Raw genomic sequence first — 21,329 nt, 5'->3', positions numbered from 1 at the left:
AAGGTAGACAATGTCTCTTGAGATGTACCGCAATGGTTCCATCTATTCCCCGGCCGATCCCTTTGCCACGGCGATGCTGGTCGAGGATGGGACGGTGGCGTGGATCGGCACCGAGGCAGCGGCAGGCGCCTTGCTAGACGCACGGATGACCGAGATTGATTTGCAGGGGGCCCTCATCACGCCGGCCTTCGTGGACTCGCATGTGCATCTGGCATCGTTGGGTGCCCGCCTCAAGGGCCTGGGCCTGGGTGCCGCCCGCAGCGCCACCGAGGTGCTCGCAGCCGTGGACGTGGCCGCGGCCAACACCTCAGGGACCATCCTCGGTGCAGGATGGGACGAGTCGACCTTCGCCTCCGGCACATTGCCCACGTCCGACCAGCTACACCGGGCAGCCCCCGACCGGGAGATCTACCTGGCGAGGGTCGACGTGCACTCCGCACTCATCAGCCCCGCGCTGGCCCATCGCGTCGGCCTCGTGCAAGGTCCCGAGTACGTCGATGGGTTGGTACGCGGGACTGCCCACGAACGTGTCCGGTCCGCAGTTTTCGCCTACGACCCCACAGCGAACACCGAAAACCGCAATCTTGCCCTTCAGCACCTGGCTGCCACGGGACATGGGACCGTGGTCGAAATGGCCGCCGAGCACATCTCCGGACGCGCCGACCTCGAGGCGCTGCTGGCCCGCACCGACGCCGAGAAGGCTTCCAGCCCCGAGGTCTACGCCTATTGGGGCCAGGCGGTGGGCACCGAGGAGGAAGCCCGCTCTTTGTTGGCATCGTTCAATTCGACCTCCGTGGTGGGATTGGGCGGCGACCTGAACATCGATGGCTCGATCGGTTCCCGTACAGCGTTGCTGCGCGCGGACTACTCCGATGCCGCGGGGGAGAGGGGCACCTCCTATCTGGATGTTGACAGCATCAGCGCCCATGTTGCCGCATGTTCCCTGGCCGGCATCCAAGCCTCCTTCCACGTGATCGGCGACGCCGGCCTGGACCTCGCACTTGAGGGTTTTGGCAGGGCCGCCGAATCCGTGGGCATTGCCAAGGTGCAGGCCGGCAGGCACCGGTTGGAACACGTTGAAATGGCCGACGACGCCGCACGGGCCCAAATGCTTGCCTTCGCCTTGACGGCTTCTATGCAACCGGGCTTCGACGCAGCATGGGGAGGTCCGGGCCGCCTGTACGAGCAGCGGCTCGGCGGTTCCCGCGCCGCGTCCATGAATGGCATGGGACAGTTCCTGGCTGCCGGGGTTCCCGTCGTGGTCGGGTCGGATGCCCCCGTCACCTCGGTCAGCCCGTGGGCCTCCGTCAAGGCCTGCCTCGAACTCAGTGACCCGCAGGCCCGGATCTCGGCAAGGGCCGCGTTCATGGCGCACACCCGTTCCGGATTCCGTGCCCTCGGCACACCTAACCCCTTCGCCGGCCAACTGGTCAACGGTGCCGACGCCACCTTCGCCATCTGGGATGCCGCAGAGTTGTCGGTGCAGACCCCGGATCTCCGTGTTTCCTCTTGGAGCACCGATGCCCGGGCCGGTACCCCCATGCTGCCGGTGTTGGAAGACGAGTTGCCCAATTGCCTTCGAACAGTCCGGGCAGGCCACGTGCTCTTCGATGCCCTCGGCGTGTCCTAGAATCATCTTCTCCAGTGAGACGGAATTCAGATCTTCCGCCTCGTGGTAGGCCCTGAAATGAAGTAACGCGATTTGAAAGTTTTATTTTCCGGCAAAACGCATGAACCCGCGATTTATAGGTTGACTTGAGCGGACTCATGAAGCCGGTGGTCCGGAAACGGTTGACAGTTAAAAACTGGACGGTAGGCTGGAACCAATGTCTGATCCTTCGATCCGGCTTACCGGCATTCCGGTGTGCAAGAACAAATCGACCCCGTAGGCACTAGATAACACCTGCCCCGCCCCTTGTTGGCGGGAATGGACGGACCGAAGCCCACGGGGTCGATTTGCGTCCGGCGCCATTACCGAGGCGTCTTGCGCATCACACGGCGAGGGTCCGGGATTCGCTGGGGCGTTTGCGTATAATTGAGCACTGACCCCCACCTGATCCCCGAAGCCAACCGCCGCGGGTTCCCGACTTGCGGCACGTTGGCGCTCGGCCCAATGCGGCCCTCTTCCGCGGATCATTCCATCAGCAGAAAGGGACTGCCGCGTGCGCGTAGTCACGATCATTCCGACTTACAACGAGCTTGAATCGCTCCCCATCACCGTAGGCCGTTTGCGTGCCGCAGTGCCCGATTCGGACGTGCTGATCGTTGACGACAATTCTCCCGACGGCACCGGCGACCTCGCCGAGAAGATGGCCGCCGAGGACAAGGCAATCCACGTCATGCACCGCACGGGCAAGGCCGGCCTTGGCGCAGCCTACCTGGCAGGTTTTCGCTGGGCCCTGGACGCCGGCTACGACGTGCTCGTGGAAATGGATGCCGACGGCTCCCACAAGCCCGAACAGCTTCCGCTGCTTTTGGCCGAAATCCCCAAGGGCGCGGACCTGGTCATCGGTTCCCGCTGGGTCAAGGGCGGCTCTGTCGTGAACTGGCCGCTGCACCGCAAGTTGATTTCACGCGTGGGCAGCTTCTACTCGAGGACCATGCTCGGGGTGAACCTGCGAGACATCACCGCCGGCTACCGCGCCTTCCGCCGAGAGACCCTCGAGGCCCTCGATTTCAACGCCATCGATTCCGTCGGCTACGGCTTCCAGGTTGATATGACCTTCCGGGTTGCGCAACTGGGCAAGAATATCGTCGAGGTTCCTATCACTTTCGTCGAACGTGAACTGGGCGTCTCAAAGATGAGCGGCAACATCGTCATTGAAGCCATGCTGAACGTGACCAAGTGGGGACTGAGCGCCCGCTGGAAGAAACTCACCAGCCGCAAGTAGTCGCCGGGATGCCGTGAGGGCATCCAGAAATGGCGAGGGCCCGAATGGATGTTCCATTCGGGCCCTCGCCATTTGTATTGCCGGGGTCGTTATCCCTTGAGCGCTGCTTGGGCTGCACCGCGTGTTGCGCGCAACTTGTCCAGGCGATCCTTCAGGATTGTTTCCAGCTCATCAACGGAGCGGCGCTCGAGAAGCATGTCCCAGTGGGTACGCACCGGCTTCTCGTTGGATTCCTCCGGCTCCGCTTCGCCATTGACCAGCTTTGCAAGCTTTCCGGTCTTGGAGGTCCAGGTTGCCGGGATGTCTGCCTCGGCGGCAAAAATCACGAACACCTGCTCGCCGTCTTCGCAACGGTATTCAACGCGCTGGCGCGCTGCTGGCTCGACGCCAGCCTCAGTTTCCATGCTCTGTGCGCCAAGGCGCATTCCTCGCAGGCTGCGATCGCTCATATTGTCTCCCTACTGCGATTACATACGGGTTCGGCTACCGATTTAAACGTCCCGGTCCAGCTCAAAATTCCCGCGGGGCGCAAGTCTCGAAGTTTCCATTATACGGCCACGACGCGGCTTCGGGCGGGCGACCTCGGTTGTGAGGTCGCCCGCCCGATCAATTCCGGCCCGGAAGGGTCGTTACATCAGGGTACTGCTGGGGCTTTCGGGCTTGTTCTCGCCGTCGCCTTCGGTGAAGTTGCCCAGGGCTCCGCCGATTCCCTTGAGCGCCTCGCCAACCTCGCTGGGGATGATCCACAGCTTGTTGGAGGAGCCTTCAGCAATCTTCGGCAAGGTCTGCAGGTACTGGTAGGCCAGCAGCTTCTGGTCCGGCTTGCCTGCGTGGATTGCATCGAAGACCTTCTGGATGGCCTGTGCCTCGCCATCCGCACGAAGGATCGATGCCTTGGCATCACCCTCGGCCTTGAGAATGGATGCCTGGCGCTGGCCTTCGGCTGTCAGGATGGCCGACTGCTTGGTGCCTTCAGCCGTGAGGATCGCGGCGCGGCGGTCACGTTCTGCACGCATCTGCTTCTCCATGGAATCCTGGATCGACAGGGGTGGATCGATGGCCTTGAGCTCGACGCGCGAGACACGGATACCCCACTTGCCGGTGGCCTCGTCCAGGACCCCACGCAGCTGGCCATTGATCTGGTCGCGGCTTGTGAGCGCTTCTTCGAGGTTCAGCCCGCCGACCACGTTACGAAGCGTGGTGGTGGTCAGCTGCTCGACGGCTTGGATGTAGTTGGCGATTTCGTAGGTGGCCGCACGCGGCTCGGTGATCTGGAAGTACACCACCGTGTCAATCGAGACCACCAGGTTGTCTTCGGTGATCACGGGCTGCGGCGGGAAGCTCACGACCTGTTCGCGAAGATCAAGCATGGGAAGCAACCGATCGACAAACGGAATCAAGATCGTCAGCCCGGGAAGCAGCGTGCGGTGGTATTTGCCCAGTCGCTCCACGATCCCGGCTCGCGCCTGCGGCACAATACGCACTGAGCGCAGGAGCACAATGATCACGAAGATTGCCAGTACTACCAGGACGACCGTTAGGCCTAGACCCGATGTTTGCATCTCTTCTCTCTTTCGTAGGGGCGCCATGTTCCGGACGCCGAAAAACTTTTTTGAGTCCTTAGTCCAGACCCGGCAGCTGCTTCCGAAGCGTGATGTAGGCCGTTGCCCCATCGATGCGGACCACCGAACCGTAGGTACCGGGCTGCAGGGCAACCTCGTCCTCGGTGCGGGCCGACCAGGTTTCCCCACCGATCTTGGCCCGCCCGTTCATCCGGGAAGTGGGCTCCAGGACCAGGGCATCTTCGCCAATCAGTCGATCCACATTGGTTCGCAGGGCTTCGGGATCCTTACGCAGATGTCGCAGCGCGATGGGGCGGACCAGCATGATCATGAGCAGGGAAAGGACGGAGAAGACCACGACCTGCAACCAGAATTCGCCGCCCGCCAAGGCGACTCCCACACCACCAAGCGCTCCAACGCCCAACATGATGAAATACAAGTCAAGGGAAATCATTTCGATGATGGCCAGCAAGAGGAAGAGCGCGAGCCAGACCACCCAAGCGTTGTCTATAAGCCACACATACATATTTACCCCTCAAGTCCGGATGCGTTGGATACACACCAACCTCGTACACCATCTTGCCCGATCGGCATGCCAAATCGAATCAGCACAAGGGAGGATGTTCAACCTACGCAACCTCATCATTGCGATGATCGGCGGCACCTCCGCTGAGGTCGCCGGGCTATTGGTTCTGGCGGAATTCCTGGATGCGGAATGCCGCGGTGATGAGCATGGCGTTTCCTGCATCAGCCAACCGGCCACGCAGTTCCTCGGGGTCCAGATGATGACCGGCCGGTCCCATCATGGCCAGCTCGAAAGCTGCGGCCGAATCCAGCACCAACGGTATCCGGACCTCCTCGGTTGCATTGAGCGTGAAGCCGTCGCCCATGGAAGCCACGACTCCGGCAGCCTTGTCCGGGGCGATTGCAAGCAGCCCGAGAAGTTCCGCACCCTCCGCAAGGTGTCCGGGGAGCGGGGTTACGACCAGGGCCGTTCCACCCGGGCGCAATACCCGGGCAAATTCTTTGCCGTTGTGTGGGGAGAAGATGTTCAGCAGCACGTCGAACGACTCGTCCTCCAAGGGAAGTTCGCGCCACAGGTCCCACACGAGCGCCAGGGTGTTGGGCACCTTCGCTGCCCGCCGCATAGCATAGCGGGAAATATCCAACGCAACAGCGCTGGCGGAGGAGAACCCGGGAAGCGCTTGAAGCACCTGCCTCAGGTAGTATCCGGTCCCTGCGCCCGCGTCCAGGATCCGCGGTTCCTCGTATCCGCGCAGGGCCTTGCGGGCTCGGAGCCCCAGGGCTTCGGCCAGCGACTCATAGTGCCCGGCATCAAGGAAGGAAGCCCGGGCAGCAACCATCTGCGCCCCGTCTTCCTTGAAGTTCGTTCCCTTGCCGGCCAGCAAGTTGAAATAGCCTTGCTTCGCGGCGTCAAATGCGTGTCCGGCATCGCAGCCGAGCCGGTCGGGCCTCCCGGGTTGCTGCTGCAGACGCAACCCCTCTCGGCAAACGGGACAGCGAAGACCCTCGTCCGGATTCATGAGCTGCTCCAATGGTGTCAATTCTTGGGGGTGGTGATTAGCTGCAACCGGCTCGTTGACCGGTCTTGCGGCGTGGCCTTCTGACCACTGTAGTAGGCGCGGGCGCGCCGCCCGGCCTTCATGGCCGGGCAAGGAGCCGGGGTTGTGCCCTGTGCCGGGGGAGTGACGGCGTTGGGCCGTCCCTAAAATCCGAGCCCGCTCCTGGCCGCGGCAATACCCGGGTGGGCCCAGCGTGGATATTCGTGGTTGGCGCACAACGACCGGGTCACGGCCTTGTCGATGTACACGGTGCCATCGAGGTGGTCGGTCTCATGCTGGAATATTCTCGCCTGCCACCCGGAGAATTTCCGTTCATGGGTGGTGCCTTCGGCGTCCCGGTACGTGGTGTCGATGTCGGCAGGCCGTTCCACAACTCCCTGGTATCCGTTGAATGACAGGCACCCCTCGTAGAAGGCGACCGTGCGGTCACCGACGGGCCAATAACGGGGGTTGACCGTTTCGAGATACTCCAGCGGCTCACGTTCCCGCGCGAGGGCGACCTCCGGAACGGATTCGTAAAGGTCTTGCAGAACGGCGATGCGCAGGGGGATGCCCAGCTGCGGGGCTGCGAGTCCGACTCCCGGGGCATCGAGCATGACCGCGCGCATGGTGTCTAGGAAGGCTCGCAACAGACCGGGTTCCAGCTGGCCGGTGAAGTCCGCCGCGGCCATCCGCAGCACCGGATGCCCCAACTGCACGATGGGCGGAAGAACACCCGCCTCGTGAAGTCGGACCAGTTCCTCGACCCCGGCCCGGATGGCTTCGGTGGACCAGGGGGCGGATGCTGTCGATTCGCCGTTTGGATTCATGAGTGGACGCCCTCCAGCGAAGTGGTAGTTCCCGATATCTGTTCGTTGCCCGTGTCCAGTGCGTTGATGCGGCTGCGTAGTCGGGCCGCCTCGAGTTCGGGCAGGTGGTTGAAGGAGTCAGTGAAGCCATCTTCCACGAACATGTCCAGGCGGACTTGGTGGTCGTAGAGGACGTCAATGACGTTGGCCAGCCGGCGCAGCCCATAGGGCGTCATTCGTTCGGTGCCCGGCACGCCGGAAATGATCCAGTGATCGTGGTCGCGTACCAGCTTCAGGTAGTCCACGGTGGAGGTCAGGGCTTCACAGAGATCTGGGAAGCCAAACCATATCTGCCGCCCGTCAATGCGCAACGCACGGATTCCATGGCTTGTCGGCGTAAGCCGCACCGTGTCGCCGGCGCAGGGTTCGGTCAACCCCAGGCGATCGAGGTCACCTGAGTCGGGGGAGCGCAGCAGTGTTCCCATGCTGAATCCGGATCGCTGTGCCGCCTGGCGCTCGATCGCCCTGTAGTCGCGTTGCGCATCGAGTTCGTGCACCGTCATGTTCTCGCGGATGGTCGTTATCGTCGGCAGAACCAGGTGGTGGTAGTACTCGTCCGAGAGGAGTTCCTCCGGCGGGTAGTTCGACGTGGTGATCAACAGGATGCCCCGGTCAATAATGTATTTGACGGTGCGTGCCAGCAACATGGCATCGCCGGGATCGTTGCAGTGGAATTCGTCGAAGCACAGGACCTCCACACCGCCGAGCATGGTCTCGATGGACCGTTCAATGGCGCTGGTGCGTGCCGCCACGCGGTCGGCGCGTCCGCGCGTTTCCCCGAGTGAGTCGGGTTCGTCGATCTGCTCAAGGGCAACCGTGGTGGCCTTGTGGGCTGTTGCATGGAGGTCGCGGAAGAAGTCGTGGAAATGCACACGCAGTTTGCGCTCAGTCGGCAGGGCGTCGAAGACCGCTCCCAGCAACCAGGTCTTGCCGCGCCCCGGAGGTCCCCAGAGATAGACATGGTTTTTCCCGGGGGAGCGACCCAGGGGAGACAGATGAGCTGCGGCATTGCCGGACAGCAGGTCGATGGTTTCATACTGCCTGGCATCGAGTTGCAGGTGTTCGGAAGTCGCACGGATTTCGACGGATTGCTTTATGGCGTGCCGGACGTGCCGGGATGCGCCGCGCAGGATGGAACCCTGAACGGGCGACGTTGGGTGTGGCATACCATCGAGTTTCCCTGAATAACTATGCAAGTACCAAAACACGGCACCAGGTAGTTATGTCAAGTGTTTATTATTTGGCCAGGACGCTGGCGGGAGAATGGCCGATTGGGATAGACCCACGCATGTCCCAACGGTACTCGGGACGTTTTCACCAACCCCGGACGCCATCGGTCCGGCGCGCCCGGTCCCAAGGCTCGGGCTCTGGTCGGGCGCCCGGTCACCGGGCGGCACCGCGCGCCAAGCCGACACATGGAGACGCGCTAAACAGTCACTGGAAGATGTGAGCGAAATGTTGGATTTCACCACTTCCCCAGCCGTTTCCAGTTCGCCGATAATCTACATTATGTCAACTTAGGTTTCGGGAGCCCCTCTCGTGCTAGTGCAACTCAAAGCAGTCGTTGTCCTGTCTCATTACAGATGCTCTCACTACACCCGAAGCATTCGGGTGTTCTCGGCTTACACTGGGTGCGATGGGACGCGCGCTGTTGGCGTCCGACGTTGCGGCCGGGTCCAAGGATCCTGCCGGCTCCCTGGTCGTCAGGGAGCAATTTTCCTCCGTCACAACCAGCGACCTTCTGGCGCGTTGCTGGGCGACCGACTTCGAGAATTCGCCACCGGTTCGCCGCGTTGCTGCCTACAAGGGAAAATGAAATTTCTCCGGCCTCTGGTGGTGCGCCTCCATCAACCGGCATGTCGGTTTCGAGTCCTGGCTGGAACGCGACCACCTGAATCGCCTGGATTTTGATGCCACCGTCACGGGCATTGCCTCTCAGCCCTTAAGGATCACGTTTCCGGAGCCACTCCCCCAAACTTGGCATGTTCCCGACTACTTTGTTCGCCGAGCCGACGGCACCGGCGTCGTTGTCGATGTCCGACCCGATGCCAAGGTCAAGGCCGAGGACCAGAAAGTTTTTGACCACCGCAAACCTCTGCGCCACGGTGGGATGGGATTACCGCCGCTTGGGAGACCTGCCCGGGGTGGGGCGCGCCAACCGCTACTGGATCGCCAGCTATCGGCGTATTTGAACCTCAAACCAGCCAATCGTCGTCTTGAAATCGGGTCAACCTGGATCGGATCGAAAGCAATGGGTATGCGCATCGAGTCCGCATCCAAGATGCACTTGCTCCAGCGAGCGTGCGAGGAACTCGGGTGCATTGAAGTGGAGTTCCGGGCGCATTGGCATAATCACCAATCCCGGCGCGCAATCGAACGACTCGGTGCCAAACAAGACGGCATTCTTCGCAATCACACGATCTTCGAGAACGGCACCGTCCCTGACACCGTGGTTTTCTCCATCATCGAAGCCGCATGGCCAGCCGTGAAATTCGGGCTTGCCGAAGGGCTTAGCGACTACCAAAGTTGGTCGCCCTAAGCGCCAGGTTGGCAATGAAGAGTGTCTCGCAGAGGGTCCCCCTGCGGGCGCCTTGAAATATTTTCGGGGTGGCTTGTGAAAAAGTGAAATATCCGACGCTAAGGTTTTGTCGAGCGCCGTAGTGGCCTGTATTTGCCGGGTTTGATCTTGTTGGTGCGTGGCCAGGTGTAGTCGCCGGTGAGGTTGATGTGTTCCCATCCCAGGGGTGAGAGGAACCGCAGCAGGTCCGGGTCGGTGGCGTTGCCCTCTTGGTTCAAGGTGGTGATGGTGCGGTCGAGGTAGACCGTGTTCCAGAGGACGATGGCCGCGGTGAGAAGATTCAGCCCTGAGGCCCGGTAGCGCTGCTGCTCGAAGCTGCGGTCGCGGATCTCTCCAAGTCTGTTGAAGAAAACGGCCCGGGCCAGGGTGTTCCTGGCCTCGCCCTTGTTCAGCCCGGCCGTGACCTTGCGGCGCAGGTCGGGATCTTGGAGCCAATCCAGCAGGAAGAGAGTTCGTTCCAGTTTGCCCAGTTCCCGCAGTGCGGTGGCGAGTCCGTTCTGGCGTGGATAGGCGCCGAGTTTGCGCATCATCAAGGAGGCGGTCACGGTGCCGGTCTTGATGGATGTCGCCAGGCGGAGGATTTCATCCCAGTGCGCGGTGATGGTCTGCGTGTTGATGGTGCCGCCGACCAACGGCGCCAAAGTGGCAAGCTCCGGATCGTTAGTGGGTGTGTAGAGGCGGGTGTCGCCGATGTTGCGGATCCGGGGCGCGAACCGGTATCCAAGTAAGTGCATGAGGGCGAAAAGGTGGTCGGTGAACCCTGCGGTGTCGGTGTAATGCTCCTGGATCGCCAGATCAGACTCGTGATACAGCAGCCCGTCCAAGACATAGGTCGCGTCGCGGTCACCGACGTTGATCAGTTTGCTGTGGAAGGGCGAATATTTGTCTGAGACATGCGTGTAGATCATCCGCCCGGGCTCGGCCCCGTATTTCGGGTTCACGTGCCCGGTGGATTCGGCATGGCTGCCGGCGCGGAAGCGTTGCCCGTCCGAGGACGAGGTGCTGCCATCGCCCCAGTGCGTACCGAAGGGGTGTGCGTGCTGGGCATTGACCAGCTCGGCCAGGGCGGCACTGTAGGTTTCATCCCGGATATGGGAAGCCTGCTGGCGGTCCAATTGGGCGTAGGTGACGCCGGTGCATGACTCGGACATCTTCGTCAATCCTAGGTTGATTCCGTCGGCCAAGATTGCGGTGAGCAGGAGCTGCTTATCCTTGGAAGGTTGGCCAGACTTGAGATTGGTGAAGTGGCGTGTGAAGCCCGTCCAGCCATCGACTTCCATCAACAGGTCGGTGATCCGAATCCGCGGGAACATGGCGCTGGCCTGGTCGATCAAGGGTTGGGCGTGTTGCGGCACGATCGTCTCAAGCGGAGTGATCTTCAAGCCGTTTTCCGTGATCAGCACCCCGGCCAGTTCATCACGGGAGGCAAGCTCGTTGACCTGGTGCAGCCGTTCGCTGAGCCGGGCAAGTCGGTCCTTGAGATATTCTTCGCCGCCATTGGTTATGACCAGGGGAAGGTCCCCGGCGTTCTTCATGGCCGTGTAGTCGGGGCCGGCCAGCAGGTAGTCATCGAAGTCGCGGAACTGGCGGGAGCCGGTGACCCACATGTCTCCGGACCGCAGCGCATTCTTGAGCTCCGCGAGGGCGCAAAACTCGTAGAATCCACGGTCGGTTCCGTTGTCGGTGAAAACCAGGGGCTTCCACCGGGACCGGATGAACGACGTGGGTGCATCCTCCGGGATCTTTCGGGCACCGGCGGTATTCATGGTGCGGATGACCTTGATGGCGGCCAACAGGTCCTGTGCGGCGGGGGCTGCCTGGAGGTCAAGGACGGCAAGAAATGCCGGGGTGTAGCGGCGGATCGTGGTGAAGTGTGCACTGACGAGGGCGAGGTGGTCCTCGTGTGCGGGCCGGGTCAGTTCCTTGGCTTGGGTGATGCTTGCGGCCAAGGTTTCCCAGCCGATGGCTGTGTCGATCGCGGCGAAGGGATCCTCCCCGTTCTCCTTGGCCGTGATCAGGGCATCGCCGAGCTTGGAGTGCAGGCGCATCATGGCTGCGACGGTGGTGCGGGAGGCCAGCGTGTTCTGGTTTTGCTTGTTCCGGGCGGTGCGAATGATCCGGCCAATGATCCGGTCGTGCAGATCGATGATTTCGTCGGTGACCGTTGCCATGCTTTCCACGGACATCGCGAACAGGGTCGCGTACCGGCGTCCGGGCTCGAACTTGGCCAGGTCCGCCGCTGTCATGGAGGCGCCCTCACGGGCCAACTTCAGCAACCTGTTCCGATGCACCAGTTTGCCGGCGTCCCAGGGCAGGCAAAGCGCACGCCAGGTGGTGAGCCGGTCAATATGCTCGTTCATCGCCCGTGCGTTGGGTCGCAGTGGTGCCTGGCGCAGCCAGCCGATTTCGGTCAAGGAACTATCGGTGCGGCGAAGCAACAAACCATCCAGACGACCTCGGTGCTCGCCGGAGAGTTGGTCTCCCAAGATGGCGTAGATTCGCCGGTTCGCCCGGGTCAGCGCCTGCGCGCAGGCCCTTTCAATGATCCCCACCCCGGGCGAGGCAACCTTCCTTGAGCGCAGGAAGTCCCGCGCGCCTTCGACCAAGACAAGGCCCTTGTCTGTTTGCGCGGCAACCTCGCCCACATGCTCCACGAGCTGGCGAAAATCCGCGATTCCGAACGCGGACATGCCCAGATACGCACGAATCTCTCTACCGTGTTCCTGCCGAGTTTCCCCACGTTTCCCATATTCGTCCCAGGCCTCGGCCGGGATGGCCAGGCGGGCCGCAAGCCAGTCGATCATTTCAGTGGGTACTTCGGTTTCGTCGGTCAGTGCGATACCCGGGTGCCGAAGCAGACAGAGCTGGATGGCAAAGCCCAACCGGTTGGCATCTGCGCGGCGTTGGCGAATCAACGACATGTCCGCTTCGCCCAGTGTGTAGTGGGCAGCCAGGTCCTCGGTGCCGGTGGGGATTTCAAGGACCTGGCCGCGTTCGGCAGTCGTGAGCAGGGAACGCAGGGCCATGTCAGAAATCCTTGTTAGTTGGAAGGCCGCCATCTACGGACTTGTCCTGGTGCTGCTGCGGAGCACCATGCCCGTGGGTCATGGTTTGGCCAGATGCCGGTAGATGGTGGGACGGCTGACGCCGAATTCCTGGGCGATGTGCTCGACGGTATGGGCCCGTTTCCCGTCGGCATCTTTTTCCTCATACATTTCCCTTGCCAGCTTGACCTGGCGGGGACCGAGCTTTGGTTTCTGCCCGCCGGTCCGTCCGCGTGCCCGGGCGGCGGCCAGCCCGTCGCGGGTTCGTTCGGACATCAGCGCGTGTTCGAACTCGGCGATCGAGCCGATGATCTGGAAAAACATCCGTCCGGCGGGTGATGAGGTGTCGATGCCCTGATCCAGGACCACCAGGTCCACGCCGCGCTCCTGCAGCGTCTTGGACAGGTCTATGAGGTTTTCCAGCGACCGCCCGAGCCGGTCCAGCTTGGTGACAACGAGCTGATCGCCGGACCGGTTGGCCGAGAGTAGCGCCTTGTCGAGTTCGGGTCTGCGGGCGAGTTTCCCCGAGGCGGTGTCGAGGAACACCTGCTCGCAGCCGGCCGCGCGCAGGGCATCGTGTTGGGCCTCGGGGTGCTGATCGCGTGTTGAGACACGCCCGTATCCGATTCGCATGACGAAAATGTATCACCAACCCGGTTGAGCGTTACATTGGCGCGTACACGGCAAGCGTTACAAAATCGACCGCGGGAATCCGCGGGCCAAGAAACCGGAAGAAGAGTGTCTCACGAACGATCGTTTTTCAGACGTCGACGGGATGTCACCTTCCGAAGTCGTCTGCACACATTTCCGTAGCCCACTGCACTCGTTGCCTCAGGCGTCGGGAGCAAGCGATCAGTACAGATTGATCAGTCCACATTGAGGCATCGGGCGTCCTCCGTCTTAAGCCCTAGGTGCCCAGCGGCAATCAGTTCGTTGGCAGTGACCAGCTGCTCGATGGTGACTGGCTCAGCAAGTAACTTGCCATCATTTGTTAGGTTCCCGCCGACAATTCATCGAAGTTTCGCAGAATTTTGGGCCGGCCTTTCGGGTGGCCTCTGCAACCTTCGATTGCTGCGCTGACGCCACATGCGGATCCCTCGGCCAGCGCAGCAATCCTGACCCTCATTTTGAAATGAGCGGGGTCCTCAACGCCCGGTTAGGTGAAAGGGCAGTTCCTTGGTCAGCGGCCGGGCTCTTTCGGGCCCGCGCCGAGGACTCGGATGATCCAGTAAAGACCAGCCGCGGCGATCAGCACGAACGCCACGTCATCTAATGGATCGGCGATGGGCTCAAGGACACGATCGAGGATATTGACGGCTTCCCTTCAGACTCGAGTGTGTCGGCGACGGCTTCCCAGTCCGTCTCGGTCGTCAGCTCGGGGGGCGCTGCGGCGTCGGGCTGATCTGCTTGTTCGGAGTGAACGCCGGTGTTGGCAGTCGCCGCTGGCCCTGCGTCTTGGTTTGCTGTGCGGCCCGTCAACAGCACCACGCTGCTCGCCAGAGAACCAGCTGCCCACTTCATTTCCCGCGTCATGATAGTAACCATGGTTACACTTTAAGCGCCCCCAATCCGCGATTGTCAAGAGACGAAGATCGACCTTCTGCATCTGCTCAACGACGGAATGGGACGCCTTGTTTTGCAGTGGTACCGTAACCGTGGTTACATGGTTTTCATGGTTGATAGTGTGCCTGCCCCCGGCGAGTGGGTGTTTCTGACGTACCGGTTGCCGCGTGTGCCCTCGGCTCCGCGGCTGGCGTTGTGGCGCAAGTTCAAGCGGTTGGGTGTGGCGCAGCTTGCTGACGGGTTGGTGGCGCTTCCTGCCGATGTACGGACCCGGGAGCATTTGGAGTGGGCGGCCGAAGAAATCGAGGAAGCTGGCGGAACAGCGGGGGTGTGGGTCGCACGTCCCTCGACGCGGGCGTTGGAGCGTTCAGTCATTGAGCCGATGAATGAGGCCCGGGCGGGTGAGTATGCCGAAATTGCCAGGCAGGCTCAGTTAGCGCGTGATGCCGCTGAACCTGAACGGACGCGCGGCCTGCGGAGACTGCGGGCGCAGATGCGTCGGGTCGAACGCCGCGATTTTTTCCGCCCGCCCCAGCGCGAGCAGGCCCGCCAGGCACTCAAAGACCTTGCCGGACAGGAATTGGTTGCTCCGATGGAGGTCTCATCGTGAGGTGGGCGACCCGTGCTGGAGTGCATATCGATCGGTCGGCGTGTGCGTGGCTGATCGTGCGCCATCTTGATCCGCAGGCGCAGTTCGTCTTTGTCTCCGGGCCTGATGAGGTCCCCGACGATGCCACTGCTTTCGATATGCGTGGGGCGGAACTCGGCCACCACGGAAGTGATTGCACGTTCGAGACGATCCTGCGTCGCTATGACCTGGCTGATCCGGTGCTGTGGCGGATTGCCGCGATCGTGCACGAGGCCGACCTGGAAGATGATCACTACGATGCACCGGAGGCAGCCGGTTTCGACCTGATCCTGCGTGCGTTGGCGTTGGCACACACCGATAAGGAAGTCCTCAGCATGACAGCCCCAATTTTCGATGCCGTCTACGGTTACATCCGCCGCAGCGTCATCGCTGGAGGAAACCCCGCATGAGCGCCACACCCCGTATCCACGACTTGGTTCCCCTGAGGGAAGCGACCAAAGCCTGGTTCAAGATCTCCCTGCAAACCTTCGGTGGTCCCGCCGGGCAGATCGCGGTCATGCAACGCAGCCTGGTTGACGAGCACCGCTGGATCGGGGAACGCCGGTTCCTCCACGCCCTGTCCTATTGCATGCTGCTGCCAGGACCGGAGGCCCAACAACTGGCGGTCTACGTCGGATGGCTGCTCAATGGTGTGCGGGGCGGGCTGATTGCCGGCGTGCTCTTCGTGCTACCCGGTGTGGTGGCTTTACTGGCACTGTCCGCGGTCTACGTAACCTTCGGCGAGACAGCACTCATCTCCGCCCTGTTCGTCGGGCTGGCTGCAGCGGTATTGGCCATCGTCGCCCAGGCCGTCATCAAGATCGCCAAACGGGCGCTGCACCACCCCATCCTCGTGGCCATGGCCGTGGCCGCGTTCACTGCCCTGACCATCTTCGATGTCCCGTTTCCGGTGGTCATCACCGCAGCCGCATGCACCGGATGGGCCCTAGGCCGGGCCCGCCCCGGCCTGATGGACGCACCCGCCAAGAAAACCGCGGACGCGGCTGAACCGTTGATATCCGATGACGCCTTGCACCACGCTCAACCCTCCTGGAAGAGAGGCCTTCTGGTCTTGGGTCTCGGCATCCCTTTGTGGCTTGCACCGGTTGGAATCGCCTTCGCCCTGACCGGCCCCCAAAGCATCTTCACCCAGCAAGGCCTGTTCTTCTCCGGGACCGCCCTGGTCACTTTCGGCGGAGCTTACGCGGTGCTGGCCTACGTGGCACAGCAGGCCGTTGCCACCTACGGATGGCTGGTGCCAGGTGAGATGGTTAGAGGTCTGGCTCTGGCCGAGACCACCCCCGGGCCGCTGATCATGGTGGTGCAGTTCGTGGCCTTCCTCGGAGCCTTCCGTGATCCAGGCTCCCTCGATCCGTGGACGGCAGCCATACTTGCCTCATTTTTAGTCACTTGGGTGACGTTCGTACCGAGTTTCCTGTTCATTTTCCTCGGTGCCCCCTACGTTGAACGTTTGCGCGGGAACCGTTCCCTCTCGGCTGCTCTGACTGGGATCACTGCAGCTGTCGTCGGGGTGATAGCGAATTTGGGTGTGTACTTCGCCATCCATACCCTCTTCGCAGATGCAAGCCCCATCAAATGGGGGCCCGTCAGCATGGAGATACCGGTCCTCGCCAGCCTGCTGCCCTGGGCGCTGCTGCTAACGATCGCGGCAATGGTGATGATCTTCAAATTCCGCTGGAGCGTGTTGCGAACGCTTGGTGTCTGCGCCGCCGCGAGCCTGCCCCTGACATTCTTGCCCTAACTGACCGACCCCCACACCATTCGAGACAACCGAGGGATAACCTTGACCGACCGAACCATTGCCTCTTATTCGCATAAAACTGCCGATGTTGTTCTCATCGGCGGCGGCATCATGAGTGCCACGCTGGGCTCCATCATCCGGCAACTGGAACCGGGCTGGGACATCTGCCTGTATGAGCGCCTGGACCAGGCAGGGATGGAAGCCTCGGATTCCTGGAACAACGCCGGCACCGGCCACTCCGCCCTCTGCGAGTTGAACTATAGTCCTGCATCCGCGGACGGTTCGGTCGAGACCACCAAGGCCATCAAAATCAACGAGCAGTTCCAGGTCTCACGGCAGTTCTGGTCACACATGGTCGCTGCCGGCCACATCGGCGCGCCCCGCAAATTCATCAACCCGATTCCGCACTTGAGCTTCGTCTGGGGCGACGGCCCGGCGGATTACCTGCGCCGCCGCTACGAGGCCTTGAAGCCACAACCGCTGTTCGAGACCATGGAACACACCGAAGACCACGCCACGCTGGCTCAATGGACCCCGCTGGTCATGGGGGGCCGTGACCCACAGCAGCGCGTCGCCGCGTCCCGGGTAGAAGGCGGCACCGACATCGACTTCGGCTCCCTGACCCGTGAGCTCACCGGCTTCATGGAAAAGAACGGCGTAGACCTCAACTTCGGCACGGATGTCACCGAGATCGCCCGTGGCACCGATGGCCGCTGGGAAGTCTCTGTCAAGGACCGCGCAACCGACGAGGAAACCACCGTGCGGGCGCGTTTCGTCTTCATCGGCGCAGGCGGCGGTGCGCTGCAACTGCTACAACGTTCCGGCATCCCCGAGGGCAAAGGTTTCGGCGGCTTCCCGGTCAGCGGGCAGTTCCTGCGCTGCGGCAATGAGGAAGTCGTCGACCAGCACCACGCGAAGGTCTACGGCCAGGCCTCCGTCGGGGCACCCCCAATGTCCGTCCCACACCTGGACACCCGGTTCGTCAACGGCAAGCGATCCCTGCTCTTTGGTCCCTACGCCGGGTTCTCCACCAAATTCCTCCAGCGCGGCTCGCTGCTGGACCTGCCGTTGTCCCTGCGGCCCAGCAACCTGGTTCCGATGCTCGCGGCCGGTAAGGACAACCTGGACCTGACCAAGTACCTGATCACCGAGGTGCTCAAGAGCCGTGAGTCCAAGAACGAAGGCCTGCGCGAGTACTACCCGGAAGCCACCGGCCACGCCTGGGAGCTGATCACCGCCGGACAACGCGTGCAGGTCATCAAAAAACACCCCACGAAGGGCGGCATCCTGCAGTTCGGCACTGAAATGATCACCTCATCGGATGGCTCTGTCGCCGCCCTGCTCGGGGCCTCCCCTGGAGCTTCCACCGCAGCACCGATCATGTTCGAAATGCTCGAACGTTGCTTCCCGCAGCAGGTCGCCGCATGGCAACCAAAGCTCAAGGAAATGATCCCCGGTTACGGCGTGAAGCTAAACGAGAACCCACAGCTGGCCCGGGAAATCATGTCCGAAACCGCCAAGGTCCTCCAGCTCTAGCAGGCAAGAGAACACCTCAAAACTCGCCCTGAAAAGATCTAACGGCGGGCCGGTATCCGGGCCCTCTGCGTCTCAGCAGGCAAGCGTTTTGAGCTGCTGGCGGTTGTGAAACATCGCGTGCGGTCCGCGGGTTGGATGTGGACATATGCATGTAACCACGGTGACCTATTGGTGTATGTTGTGGTTCTGCGAAGGGGTGGTTGAGATGCGGGTGATTCATCGGGGGCTGTCGGTGGGTTCCACGGCGGTGGTGTTGATGGCCGGGTTGGCTGGTTGCAGTCCCAGTACCGCGCCTGGTCCATCGGCGCAGGCGGTGGAGTTGCCGGGGGCGGGCGAAGACATCGACTTCGATGACGTGGTGTACGCCGCGGCCATGGGTTCGGCGCTGGTTCCGGCCCGCGAAGACGGCCTCTACCTCCTCGATCCGGAAACCGGGCAGGCCGCCGATGTGCCGTTCTCCGGCTCCGTGGACTCCGTGGACGCCGGGCAAGGAGGGATCTTCGTGCTGGACTGCAGCGGGCGGCAGATCCAGGTCCTCGATCCCGAAGGCCAAGTAATGTCCTCGGTCTCCACCGCTGCCGGAGCGGACTACGTGCGCTACGCTGCGGCGACCAAGGAGCTGTGGGTCAGTGAACCCTCTCGGGAAGGCATCGAGATCTTCACTGTGGACGAGGACCTCGAAACGGCCCCCCGCCAGGTCGGTTTCGTTCCCGTACCCGGCGGAACCAAGGGTCTCACCCTGACCTCCGACGGGGCCACGGCCTACACCCACGCCGGGAACGAGGTCGCCAAGATCGACGTCAAAGCGCGGACTGTCGCCGCGCGCTGGGCCAGTGGTTGCGAGGCGACCCATGGATTCCCGCGGGTCGATGAGGGCGACGGTATCCTGCTGGCTAGTTGCGCGGAAAACGGCAAGGTCACGCTGCTGGATGTGAACGACGGCCACATAATCGATGAGTACGAAGTCGGCGGCGGGGAATCCCTGCCGGCGTATTCTCCCGGCCCAGACCACTTCTACGTCCGCAGCGACCCCGGCACCACGATCGCCACCCTGGCGGTCTCACCCCAGGGCCTGGAACTCATCCGAGAGGTTCAGGTGCCCAAGGTCGGACACTGCCTGGGTGCTGACGAAGAGGGCCACTACTGGACCTGCGACGCCGGCGCTGGGCAGTTGCTGCTCTTCGAAGACCGCTGAGCTGACCGGAGCACCGTAACAACGATCCTGCCAACCCAGGTGAACGGCGCGGCCCGGGACCGCGCTTACCCTCGAAACCGCCAGAACACCCATGTCATCAGTATCACCAGCTGACACGGCCACCACAAAACGCCGATAGAACTCCACCATCTAAAACCAAAATCCCACTCCAACCGGCGCCCGATAACGATCATTACCCGACACCACACTGGCTTAGCGTCGGATATTTGACTAATTCACAAGCCACCCCTTTTCCATCAGCAAGCTTTACCCGTACTTGGTACGCGCCTTAAGGATGCCTTAGCGCACGATTCTTGCCGTTCTCTGCGGCGGCCCCAACGACCGACGCTTAGGTCTGGGTTAAGATCCTGCGGACTGCTTATTTCTCTTATTGAGGATGGACAGCACGCCTCTAAAAGCCGCCCAGGCTAAACAGGAGCAGACCAAGATGAAGATCGGTGCGATGATCGGAACGTTCAACGGTCCTTCAACTTCAATTGCGGTTCGTTCGAAGAGGAACAGGTAAGCCAGAATCGGGACCATCGCTCCTGCCGCGGCACCCAGGGCAGCGACGAGCGCTTGACGGTTTCCCGAGGTCGGAAAGTGCTTCTTTCCCTGGATGGCCACGGCCACCGCCGCGCCGATTGCGGGAGGAATCGAAATGACGGCGCCACAAACCGCAGCCCAAAAAAGCATCAGTGGGACGTTGGTCCAGTGCCAGTCTTGCCTCTCCATCAATTCGCCGGAAGGCAGCAAAGGCAACAAGGCGAGCGACCCCAATACAGCTCCTGACAGCACGGCTAGGCCGAGTAGGGGGAAGATTAGCGTGCCGATTTTTTGTGCGGGAAGAGTAGCCATGGGTACAGCTTATGGCGCATCTAAAAAGCACCTCTGACATGTATGTGTCACGCGCGCGGAAGCACACTGGAACGAGGCACGCCCTGAAATCTCTAAATCGTATAGATACGCCGGGTCCATGGATTCGGCCAATGGTTGCGTGAATCATTGTGGGCATCCACCGGGGTTCTTCCTCGAGGCCCAGGAGCCCCCAGCACAGAGTCGGTGCTTTTCGGGCGCGCTTTCGAACTTTCAGGTCGAGAGGTTTTTCAGGCCGCAGCGATCCCGCAACGCCGCCCACGACTTCTGGCATGGTTCCGCGGTAAAGGCAGGGCTACCTAAGTCGGCCATCTCGATAGTGACCGAACCATAGAGCGTTCCTTGGTGGAGACAGAAATCGGGGATGAACGATTGTGCTGTTCCAGGTGCTGCTAACGACAACCTCGGCATTGGAAGTTTGATCCATTGACGACCTACGTGCGGTCCAATGCCCCGCTGGTATTTCTCTCTGGCCGGCGTTTGGACAGCTTAGTCAGTACGAATGTGGCGGCCAGTCCAAGCCCAACCGCAACAGTCCAACGAAACAACATGGGAATATCTGTGAATATGTCCAACGCGACGTTTGCGACGAGGGTGGCGACGATACTCGCGATAACTATCAGGTTGGGACGCATGTACTTGAGAGTGTCAGTTCAACCACGTTGCGGTCAACTAGCGCTGCCCCGCAGAGCATTCCCCAACCGGGACGGCAACTGCTATGCATACGACCAGAGGAGAAGACATCGACAGTCCAGACATCTCAGGGCCTCATGTCCATTTCAGCAATGCTTGGAGGGCCATCGTGGTGCGACCCAGCCCGTACCCCTGCCTCGTGCTTGATCAGTATCGGCGAGAGCCGCAGCACGCCCGACCGTGCATGTGCAGTCACTCAAAGCGATTCGCCAGGGGCAGCAGACGGCGTGTCCCTAGCCGCGGCGGGGTTTCCTCGCCGCTACAGCGTGCCAAAGTACGGTTCCCAGCGCAGGAAGGGCTACCAAGAACACTGCGTCGAGGACGGGAGAGCCAAATTGATCGCTGACGCCCAAGAGCACGCAGAAGGCAATGAACAACCCGACATAGGTCCACTTCACGCGAGGGGACTTCGCGTCTTGGCGTGAACTAGAGGTGATCAGCAGGTGTGCCACCGCGATGGAAACGGCAACGAGCGCAATGCTGATGGCGATTTGCATGGATCCCCTTGGAACCTAGTGAAGGTACTTCGCGGAAGTTGTGCATCATCGTCATACTTCTGTCGCTGTTGAG

The 21,329-nt window shown here is 61.6% G+C and carries 18 protein-coding genes; 8 read left to right on the top strand and 10 right to left on the bottom strand.

Going from position 1 to position 21,329, the window contains the following annotated elements; translation table 11 throughout:
* The first annotated feature begins 10 nt into the window (after positions 1-10).
* Together ABD687_RS02960 and ABD687_RS02955 are read left to right on the top strand one after the other, a co-directional pair.
* Positions 11-1,630, top strand: a complete 1,620-nt coding sequence (locus ABD687_RS02960) for an amidohydrolase (protein ID WP_310287363.1) — start codon at positions 11-13, stop codon at positions 1,628-1,630.
* Between the two features lie 532 nt (positions 1,631-2,162).
* Positions 2,163-2,891, top strand: a complete 729-nt coding sequence (locus tag ABD687_RS02955) for a polyprenol monophosphomannose synthase (RefSeq protein WP_264271285.1) — start codon at positions 2,163-2,165, stop codon at positions 2,889-2,891.
* 89 nt (positions 2,892-2,980) lie between these two features.
* Here the strand turns inward: ABD687_RS02955 and ABD687_RS02950 are convergent, their stop codons facing one another.
* The 6 genes from ABD687_RS02950 to zapE form a co-directional block, all read right to left on the bottom strand.
* The gene (locus ABD687_RS02950) at positions 2,981-3,340 is read right to left on the bottom strand and encodes an RNA polymerase-binding protein RbpA (RefSeq protein WP_264271286.1); all 360 of its coding nucleotides are present in this window, start codon (positions 3,338-3,340) and stop codon (positions 2,981-2,983) included.
* Between the two features lie 180 nt (positions 3,341-3,520).
* On the bottom strand, positions 3,521-4,453 hold the full coding sequence (locus tag ABD687_RS02945) for an SPFH domain-containing protein (protein WP_264271287.1): 933 nt from the start codon (positions 4,451-4,453) through the stop codon (positions 3,521-3,523).
* Between the two features lie 58 nt (positions 4,454-4,511).
* Positions 4,512-4,979 (bottom strand): NfeD family protein, encoded by a 468-nt coding sequence (locus tag ABD687_RS02940; protein WP_264271288.1) that lies wholly within the window; start codon positions 4,977-4,979, stop codon positions 4,512-4,514.
* Between the two features lie 157 nt (positions 4,980-5,136).
* Positions 5,137-5,997: a methyltransferase domain-containing protein gene (locus ABD687_RS02935; protein ID WP_310287368.1), complete on the bottom strand. Its 861-nt coding sequence runs from the start codon at positions 5,995-5,997 to the stop codon at positions 5,137-5,139.
* Between the two features lie 182 nt (positions 5,998-6,179).
* Positions 6,180-6,845, bottom strand: coding sequence for a peptide deformylase (locus ABD687_RS02930; protein ID WP_310287371.1), 666 nt, complete (start codon positions 6,843-6,845; stop codon positions 6,180-6,182).
* Positions 6,842-8,050 carry a cell division protein ZapE gene (zapE, locus tag ABD687_RS02925; RefSeq protein ID WP_310287374.1) on the bottom strand — a complete coding sequence of 403 codons (1,209 nt, stop codon included), beginning with the start codon at positions 8,048-8,050 and terminating at the stop codon, positions 6,842-6,844. Before zapE ends, ABD687_RS02930 begins: the two co-directional genes overlap by 4 nt.
* A 1,085-nt stretch (positions 8,051-9,135) precedes the next feature.
* Here zapE and ABD687_RS02920 point away from each other — a divergent pair.
* The gene (locus tag ABD687_RS02920; protein ID WP_310287377.1) at positions 9,136-9,423 is read left to right on the top strand and encodes a GNAT family N-acetyltransferase; all 288 of its coding nucleotides are present in this window, start codon (positions 9,136-9,138) and stop codon (positions 9,421-9,423) included.
* A gap of 98 nt (positions 9,424-9,521) precedes the next feature.
* Here the strand turns inward: ABD687_RS02920 and ABD687_RS02915 are convergent, their stop codons facing one another.
* Positions 9,522-12,488 carry a Tn3 family transposase gene (locus tag ABD687_RS02915; protein WP_302263589.1) on the bottom strand — a complete coding sequence of 989 codons (2,967 nt, stop codon included), beginning with the start codon at positions 12,486-12,488 and terminating at the stop codon, positions 9,522-9,524.
* Positions 12,489-12,566: 78 nt separating this feature from the next.
* Positions 12,567-13,139: a recombinase family protein gene (locus tag ABD687_RS02910; RefSeq protein WP_096287908.1), complete on the bottom strand. Its 573-nt coding sequence runs from the start codon at positions 13,137-13,139 to the stop codon at positions 12,567-12,569.
* A 988-nt stretch (positions 13,140-14,127) separates the two neighbouring features.
* Here ABD687_RS02910 and ABD687_RS02905 point away from each other — a divergent pair.
* The 5 genes from ABD687_RS02905 (at position 14,128) to ABD687_RS02885 (ending at position 19,190) form a co-directional block, all read left to right on the top strand.
* On the top strand, positions 14,128-14,679 hold the full coding sequence (locus ABD687_RS02905) for a Chromate resistance protein ChrB (RefSeq protein ID WP_302263590.1): 552 nt from the start codon (positions 14,128-14,130) through the stop codon (positions 14,677-14,679).
* Positions 14,676-15,107 carry a chromate resistance protein ChrB domain-containing protein gene (locus ABD687_RS02900; RefSeq protein ID WP_310287384.1) on the top strand — a complete coding sequence of 144 codons (432 nt, stop codon included), beginning with the start codon at positions 14,676-14,678 and terminating at the stop codon, positions 15,105-15,107. Before ABD687_RS02905 ends, ABD687_RS02900 begins: the two co-directional genes overlap by 4 nt.
* The gene (chrA, locus tag ABD687_RS02895; RefSeq protein ID WP_302263592.1) at positions 15,104-16,459 is read left to right on the top strand and encodes a chromate efflux transporter; all 1,356 of its coding nucleotides are present in this window, start codon (positions 15,104-15,106) and stop codon (positions 16,457-16,459) included. Before ABD687_RS02900 ends, chrA begins: the two co-directional genes overlap by 4 nt.
* Positions 16,460-16,516: 57 nt before the next feature.
* Positions 16,517-17,995 carry a malate:quinone oxidoreductase gene (locus ABD687_RS02890; protein WP_409373467.1) on the top strand — a complete coding sequence of 493 codons (1,479 nt, stop codon included), beginning with the start codon at positions 16,517-16,519 and terminating at the stop codon, positions 17,993-17,995.
* A 313-nt stretch (positions 17,996-18,308) separates the two neighbouring features.
* Positions 18,309-19,190: a YncE family protein gene (locus ABD687_RS02885; protein WP_310287390.1), complete on the top strand. Its 882-nt coding sequence runs from the start codon at positions 18,309-18,311 to the stop codon at positions 19,188-19,190.
* A 360-nt stretch (positions 19,191-19,550) separates the two neighbouring features.
* Here ABD687_RS02885 and ABD687_RS02880 read toward each other — a convergent pair whose 3' ends face one another.
* Both ABD687_RS02880 and ABD687_RS02875 read right to left on the bottom strand, forming a co-directional pair.
* Positions 19,551-20,048: a hypothetical protein gene (locus tag ABD687_RS02880; RefSeq protein ID WP_310287392.1), complete on the bottom strand. Its 498-nt coding sequence runs from the start codon at positions 20,046-20,048 to the stop codon at positions 19,551-19,553.
* A 944-nt stretch (positions 20,049-20,992) separates the two neighbouring features.
* Positions 20,993-21,256 carry a hypothetical protein gene (locus tag ABD687_RS02875; protein WP_310287395.1) on the bottom strand — a complete coding sequence of 88 codons (264 nt, stop codon included), beginning with the start codon at positions 21,254-21,256 and terminating at the stop codon, positions 20,993-20,995.
* Between the last annotated feature and the right edge of the window lie 73 nt (positions 21,257-21,329).

Origin of the sequence: Paeniglutamicibacter sulfureus, assembly GCF_039535115.1 — a bacterium.
Lineage (GTDB): Bacteria > Actinomycetota > Actinomycetes > Actinomycetales > Micrococcaceae > Paeniglutamicibacter > Paeniglutamicibacter sulfureus.
Note: the sequence above shows the minus strand (reverse complement) of the source record. Positions and strands in the feature narration are given on the sequence as shown.